The sequence below is a fragment of the Niastella populi genome (genome assembly GCF_002078015.1).
In the GTDB taxonomy this organism is placed as follows: Bacteria; Bacteroidota; Bacteroidia; order Chitinophagales; family Chitinophagaceae; genus Niastella; species Niastella populi.
Genome location: NZ_LWBP01000006.1, coordinates 1 through 8,128, shown reverse-complemented (window position 1 = coordinate 8,128; position 8,128 = coordinate 1). Strand labels below are relative to the sequence as shown.

Genomic DNA, 8,128 nt, shown 5'->3' with positions numbered 1-8,128 from the left:
TTCCAGATCCGTACAGCATCATTTGCGGTATTTATCCAATACTTTACTTCTACACCTCGGTTTGCTCCTACCCAACTGTTGCCCGGAGCATATGTTTTTTGTGGCCTGTTTAATGGCGAAGACTCATAGTCCGTCTTCTCGTAGAAAAAAGTTTCGCCCTGTGCGCCAAACTCCTGATGCATAATAACCTGCTTCTGGCCAAAGGGATCGGTTTTGAACAAGCCATTTTTTTCGGTTGAAGGGTAAGGTTTCCATTTGTAAACCTCACGACCGAAGGCATCATATTCCACTGGCGCCACTATGTCAGTGGGGTTCTGGCTATCGTTGGTGGCCAGCGATCCTTTCAGGATCACGGTCTGTAGCGGCCGGCCCAGTCCGTCAACATAAAGAGTTGTCTGCTGCACCTCATTCAAAGGGCGGTTGATTATAGCATTGGCATCCTGTAAAGGTGCTGTGGCCGACCAGGTCCGTACAAAACTGGCTGGATTGTTACCAGGATATGCACCGGGCTGGTGCTGTGCTAACCCCGCAACTGGTATGACAAAAATTATTATTCTTATAATAATCCGCATGTATATAATATTTCTCATGCTCTGGTTTTTTAAGGTTTAATTTTCTGTTGTGCCGGCATAGGCTGCTGACCACTATCTGTGGCATTAATTATTTTGTTGATGAAAGGGGACGACAGCGGTAGCTGCCCAAGAACGGCATATAGTTTCCCCTGTTCGTTCACAAAGAATTTCTGGCCAGGCCCTTTTACATCCATATCAAAGTGCCCGTTTTCATTTTTGGTGGTCAGCCATTTCATAAGCGGCGACTGGCCATTGCCTTTCTTTGAACCCATCACCTCCGTGATCAGTATGCCGCTTTTCTGATAGCTGTTCATTATATCAGTTTTCCCGCTCTTTGAATGACCATCTTGCTGCGATAGCACTCCAATCACCCGCACTTTATCGCCATAGCTTGCCACAAAGTTTTTTAATTGTGCAACAAGTGAATCAGTTGCACTCACCGGCAGGATGATAAAAAGGAGTTTTTTACCGGCAAAATCCTTAAGTTGAACGTTCCTATTATTGACATCCCTAAACGAATGATCATATATACTCTGGCAATCGGCGGTATATGCTGCGATTGAGCAAAGCAACGCCAGGATGTATTTAAGATAGAAACTTTGGTGTTTGTTTATTATTCTCATAATAATCCACGTTAGTTGGCTGTTATAGTATTACAGGTGCTGTTAATTGTTATATCATCAAGATACAAGTCGCCAGCGCCGGAAGTAAAATAATTGCAACCCACCTCGTAGTATATTTCATCGGTTTCGGACGGCGATATATATATGTGGTAAGTTCCCTGGGGAAGATTTTGTAAGTAAGCATTACTTCCATTCATCGACTGCAACGAGTATTCCTGTCCTGTATTCACATCGGTAAGTGTTATCGTAAAACCACCACCGGCATTATTTATAAAGTTGAGTGTAATTGGTGGCACAGTACATGTTCCGTGATCATCGGCATACTGTTGAGCATACTGCGAGGCCTGTTGATCGGCATCGGCAACCGAAATAGTAGAAGTGAACATCCCTGCAGGTACGGGAACATATATAGGATCAGGCTCGGCGGGAGATGAACACAAAGAAGAATAGTAGTTACCACTAAGGTCGCTGCTGCTATAAACCGGAGGCAGAGGGCAAGAATTGGTATTCGTGCCGGCATTCTTCCAGCGAATGGCGTTATTATAGTTGTGACAGGGGTTTGGATCAAGGTACACTTGTTCCTGTTCCTGCTCCCCCGTATTCTGTCCGCCAACCTGTATGCATCTCGGTGGTGTGGACGTGTTCACCCAATATTGTTCGTTCCTTTCATAAAGGGCTTCATTATATGTAAGGAAATCTATCCAACGACTCTGGTTATAGGTGGGGCTGACCGGGTTCATATCCTTTTCTTCCCGTTGGCGATACGGACCATAGAAGGCGGTATTGGCCTCGCAAGGTTTGGCGCGTGTGTTGCCGGTTGCCTGCCAATTTGCGCTGGACATGGCGCCACAGGTTGTACATTGCCCCTGGTAATCATAGGCGTATTTTTTTAAAATGTTGTTATCCTTGTCACGGGTCAGCGAGAGCCTGCCAAACAGGTCATACTCGTAATAAATGGTTCTGCCGTCGGGATCGGTTTCACTTGTCATGCCTGTCATTGGCTTATAAGTGTAGGTACTGACAAAACAATTTGCCAGCGTTCTCAGTTTATGTAACTCAGCTCTTATTGTTGCGTCGGATAACGTGGCATTATTAACGATGGCCAGGTCAACTCCACTTTGAGATATTGCATCGGCATACGAGCTTCCAATAATTTTCGCCACAGGATATTTCTGATCATAGCCCCATACATATGCTGTCACTACACCATCCTTTCCGGTAACTTGTAGAATATTACCCTTAATATCGTATTCGTTAATGGCGGCTTCTGTTTCCAAGGCATTTCCATATATTGACCTTTGTATAGTTGCAGGTTGAATAAGTGTATTGCTTTGCCACAGATTATAGTTGGTTTTAGTTCTTGCTACTTCTTTGTTTAAACTTGTATTTACTTGTACCTGTTCTATTATCGGGTTAATAATATTCCGGTTTACCATTTCGTTATAAGGTGAAATAGATTCAAAATCTTTCGGGTAACTGTAGGTTGTTTTTACAACTTCATTTTTACTATTTGTAACTTCTTCGCTGCGCAAAAGATGGTTAAAATCTTCATAATCCATATTCTTTTGTGTAACAATTGTTCCGGCAGGCGTAAATTCTTCAATCGTAGTATTATATAACACCTGGCTACCAGACTTATATTTTCGGTACCCATATCCATAAACACTGCAATCAGTATTATGATAATTCTTCATGGTATTATAGTGATCACCTCCGTCAGACCCTGATCTCGCCCAGGCAACACTGGTATGAGCATAAACAGGCATATCCCAGGCTTCATCTTTTTCCAGGAACCCATATCCATAGGTTTCTTTTCTTACCGGCTCAAATTGATTATTCGAATATTTGTAAGTGGTTTTACCCGTCATTACTGGCTTTAAACATGCATTCTGCGGATCTGAAAATTTCCTGGGATAATAAATTGGTTCATTTTGATCGTGAACTATAAAATCGATTAATTGTGCATTATCTCCCCAGCTATAAAGACTTTGTGTTTTTTGTTTTGGATACCCGTCTTCCATCACATATTCTGTAACGGCATCGTATTTCACCTGACTGCCTTCAAAATCAAAAGTTATATAGGGGTCAGACAGGTAATCCCGCATCCGAAAACCCATCTGTTCATACATTATCCAGGGGAAAGGGTGATCCCCCCCTATAAGGGCTGTATATTCCCAATAATGCATGGCATTACTTTCTACCACCGATAACTCTTTGCGGGAGTTAGAACCTGGCCTTAAATATTCATTTATATATCCATATCCATTTTCATTAATCCCATATTTATAGGTCTTATGAATAGTTTTTCCAAAAACAGGATTAGATTTTATTTCTGCTATCCTTAAACCGGCTGCATCGCCATAATTGTACCTATTTCCTTCATACACAAATTCGGTCTGTCCCCCCGTAGGATAGGTAATTGTTTTGAGCATCCCCCTCACTTTACTGTCTGCATCACCAGCCCGTTGTACATCTACAAAACCAACGTCTTTATTTCCTCCCCAATTCGAAAAGTATGATACAGGTTCAGCAGGTTGATAGGGTAACAGATTATTAACGTACATACTAAAGTTTCCCCACCAATCTTTTTTTGCGTTAGGATCCAATCCGCTTATACCTTCATAATAACCAAAACTATACTTCTCATTAATTATATTCTGGTCTTCGCCGTAAAAAGTCAGGCTATCAAGATGGTATAAAACATCTCCTGTGTTTGTAAGATTGAATTTTATCTTCTTATATGGAATGGCGTCTCTTTTGATTATTATTTCATCTAAGAAATCATTGATATAATTAAATGAAACAGAACCGCCATTAAATTGGACACCATTTAGCGTTGGTACATATCTGGTATTTGTAACCATTTCCATTTCAAAATTCGGAGATTGTTCCCAATAGTACATAGGTCCCAACCGGGACATCATATCACACAAATACGGGTCATGCTCACATTCCTCTGGAACATATATTACCGAACTACTTCTGCGCCTATCAAAGATCTTTGCATGCTGAGCAGCAGTTTCCATATTCTCATACCGGCTATAATAAGTAAGTGAAATTGTATCTGTAACATCATTTGATACAATACTTGTTAAATACCATGCGGTCGGTATACTTCCATGTATCGGTGTATTGTGGTCCCATTCCGGAATACTTTCAATTGCATTTTCAGTTGCAACTGCCAGTTTACCAAAATGATATTTGGTGCCATCTACATCGGTTATCTCTATTCGATCAAGTAAACCGTAATTATTTGCAGATGGCACCACTTCAATCTTGATCGGCGCGTATGGAATAAGCATAGGCACTTTTACCCCATTCTGACTTTTCAGAATAAAATGACCTTGTTTTCCGTTAGGCAAGGCATAACTGAAAATATCGAACTCACTGTTGTAAAATGGTTTGCCCGACCCGGGGGTTCTTCCATCAGGACATGCGCTATACAAATCATCAAAGGATGGTTCATTAGAGGGGTTTACAACATAAGGAGAAAGATTGCTCCATTCATCAGGAAACCCTTTCACAGTTCTTGTTACAAGCCCGCCGCAATTTAAAGTCCATCGCATACCTAATACCCCATTGATCTCGTTTGCCATCCTGCCTGATGCATGGAAACTTATGCTCATTGGCAGGGTAAGTCTTCTGCCTGAGATAGTATGAAGGGGGATGGAGATATCGGTTAATCCGGTATAAGCCGCCATTGGATAATCACCATATCTTGTAAAAGCCATAGACTGAGGTGACGGATTAATTACCGTAGGCAGACTATATGCCTCCTGGCTATTGACTTTTCCTGAAAAAAATATAAATAAAAAAGAATTGATAAGGCAATAAACATACTTACCCCACTTAATTAAAGAAAAAATGTCTTTCATATGCGAAATAGTTATAGATAATTAATAGCAGGACAAAGATTCTGCACCCCATTTACTTAATTAGCAATGATAATCCACTTCCCCGCCGGTTACGAGATTTTCAACCAGTTCTAAAAAAATATCTGGCATCTATCTGACGTCGTTACTACTCATTATGATACTATTTGTAAATTGCAACAAGTTGTAACAAGCTAACAAAACGAAGGCAGGTTAACCAGTGAAAAAGATAATCGGGCAATAACTTCCAGAAATTTTTGCTCGCCTCCTTAATTGAACATCAGGCCGAAATTTATTATTATCACTAATTGTGAGAATTAGAGATGGGAACTTACGTTTTTTATTTATTGGAAAGCGGGTATTAATTACCGCTACTAGATGCAGTATAAATCTGGCATATACGAAAACAAGCAAAGGTTTTGGTTGCATATGGATCAGGTATTTGGTATGTTACAAAAATATATTAAGCAATGCATTCTACGCTACAATCATTTCTAATTGATTAGACAACGAAAATCAACTATCATTTACATTTTACAAAAATCGATTAGTCACATAGATTATATTTAAGTGCGCATGAAAGTACTACGTGACAAATATCTCTCCCAGTTTCAGACATTATTATTCAAAACCAAATAAGTCACAACGACTAAAGACATTACAATAGATCCAATAAAGAAAACCGATAACCATTTTACAGCAAACCCTTTTAAAAGGTGATAGATTCCACCTGCTAAAGGTATCAGAACAATAAAATAATTGCCATTCACTTTATAAACAACATAAATATAAACAGGATCACATTCGAGAGGTACCATATTGCTAATAAAATATCGTTATAATGCCGGCCCCATAATGATCTGAGAAACTTGCCAAAGTTTTTCACTATTATTGTTTGAGTATATTGAATGGTTTCACGTATTGACTGTTCATTCAATACTAGAAGTTATACCCCACCCTGAACTTAACAGGCTGCGTACGCGGAACCTGCTGATAGCTCAGAAAATCCCACATCAACTGGAGTTTTGTTTTTTTGAAGAATTTACTTTTTATGGAGACGATCTTGCTGATTCCTATAAGGCCACTTTTATTCCAGGAGGAGATCTGATCCCAATGCATACCCGAATTCGATGATGTGCTATCGGAACTTATGGGCTGGTAGTTGTATTCAAGCCCGCCGCTGGCATAGAAGCTGCCTTTTAGTTTTACATCCAGGTAAGAACGCAGTCCCATTCCCTGGTGGGTAATGGCAATATGTTTTATATCCTGCCCCCAACCCATTTTATAACTAGCGCCAATGCCTACCGTGCTTTTATCGGTAAGTTTATAGCCTACAGACAAACCCAAATCGCTTGTGGTGGGAAAGAAATTGTTTTTTGCGGTTTGCAGGTTGGTGCCATACTCAAGCCGTTGCCAGAAACTTTTCGTGCGCTGGTTGTTGGGCTTGAAATCGGGCATATCGAGGTCGCCGCTGCCACTACCGCCCAGTTTATTTACCTTGTCTTTTAACTGGCTTAATTGTGTTTGCGCGGCTTGTATGTTCTGTTGTAAGTATTGCTGCGCGTTAGGACCAGCGCCGGCTAACTGTCCCTGGATCTGCTGTTGTACCTGGGAGCGGGTTTGCAATCCGGCCAGGCTTTGCGGCGTACCGTAATTATCGGGCAGTCTGAACAAACTGGCCAATTCACTGTTCTGTTGCATGAACTTTGTAAAGGCAGGTAATTTGTTCAGTAATAACAAGCCCTTCTGAATAAGCTTGTCAGGCTGTTTCAACATGTCTTTATATTCCTTCAGCTGAGCGCTGTAGTAGTATGCCTGTTTATTGAAATCTGCCAGTTCTTTGGTTATCCCATCAGGCAAATTGGTATACTTTCCCAACGTTTCTTTAAGCTGCTGCTTCCGTTGCTGGATAAATGATTTTACTTGTTCGCTTTGCTGTAGTTTTCCACGTAACTGGTCAACCTGGGAAAGCGATCCCTTTACTTTATCACTTACTTCCTTTGATTCTCCCAACAAAGAATTGTTCTGCTTTAGAAATGCCAGACTTGTTTTAACTGAATCCATCATGGGAATATACGCTCCCCTGCCCTTTTGTGCTACGAGACTGTCGGAGCGAATGGATGCTATCAGGTTCTCATACTGCTGATCCGAATCTTTAAAAAGTTGTTGGGCAGCCGTTGAATCTACTTTTGCGAGCTTGCGTTTTAACCGTCGCTCCCGTTTGGCTAACCGTTTCAGGTATTTTTCTGTTTGCCTGGTAAGCCTGTCTTCGAGGCCGGTATATTTATGCTGTACTTTATTAAAAAATGAGGTGGGAAAATCGATTACTTTGTCAACAGCAGAGGGGGTTTCCTGCGCCCGTGCGGTTAAGCCCAGGCATAATATGACTAAAGAGAGAAGGAATAGTTTTGGTTGCATCGGGATAGGTATTCGAGTGTGTTTATGGTTGAACCGCGGCCCTATTGCGCTATCGTTCCTGAAATAATTACCCTATAAAAATCATTAATCTGTTTCAATTGCCCAAATCCTTTTAGTCACCGTGCAGTTTTGGCAATAAGTGCGTCGTTTTGGGCGATAAGTGTGCAAAAAAGCCTACGCCAAACATATCCCAAAAAGCATTTATTCCTAAACGGCTTTATCATTCCATATTACATAACCCGTTTTTTCAACCGTCAGCGAATATTTTAATTTATCCAACACGATGTTGATATCACCCGGGATCCATTCATCCAGTTGATCAAAGTCGGGCATAAACAAGACCACCCATATTGACTGATCAGCCAGCAGACACTGCAACAATTTTTCCAGTGAGTATTTGGAATCTTCTTCCAGTAAGCCTTCAATGCTTGCCCCATAAATATCTACCCCTTCCCCTTCTATCATAACGCGCAGCCAGGTCACTTGCTGGTAATCCGCCGGCATTTTCCCCAAACCATCAGGTGGATAGGGTTTCATTTTTTTCAACCTGAAATTAGGTCCACAACCACACTCCGGTTCTCCCTGCGGGTGTTGCTCCCCACCCCATTCAAACATAGGAATTTTGAATGGAAAACCTTCCAGG

The 8,128-nt window shown here is 41.2% G+C and carries 5 protein-coding genes; all 5 read right to left on the bottom strand.

Annotated elements, in window-relative coordinates:
• The coding region (locus A4R26_RS03795) for a DUF6443 domain-containing protein (protein WP_242674812.1) at positions 1-590 on the bottom strand (590 nt) is incomplete at its 3' end.
• Positions 591-601: 11 nt separating this feature from the next.
• Entirely contained in the window at positions 602-1,195 is a 594-nt protein-coding gene (locus A4R26_RS03790) for a thioredoxin domain-containing protein (RefSeq protein ID WP_081160668.1), read from the bottom strand.
• An 11-nt stretch (positions 1,196-1,206) separates the two neighbouring features.
• The gene (locus tag A4R26_RS03785; protein ID WP_107685797.1) at positions 1,207-5,070 is read right to left on the bottom strand and encodes a DUF5977 domain-containing protein; all 3,864 of its coding nucleotides are present in this window, start codon (positions 5,068-5,070) and stop codon (positions 1,207-1,209) included.
• Between the two features lie 936 nt (positions 5,071-6,006).
• Positions 6,007-7,485: a coiled-coil domain-containing protein gene (locus tag A4R26_RS03780; RefSeq protein WP_081160663.1), complete on the bottom strand. Its 1,479-nt coding sequence runs from the start codon at positions 7,483-7,485 to the stop codon at positions 6,007-6,009.
• Between the two features lie 207 nt (positions 7,486-7,692).
• The coding region (locus tag A4R26_RS34740; RefSeq protein ID WP_165760133.1) for a hypothetical protein at positions 7,693-8,128 on the bottom strand (436 nt) is incomplete at its 5' end.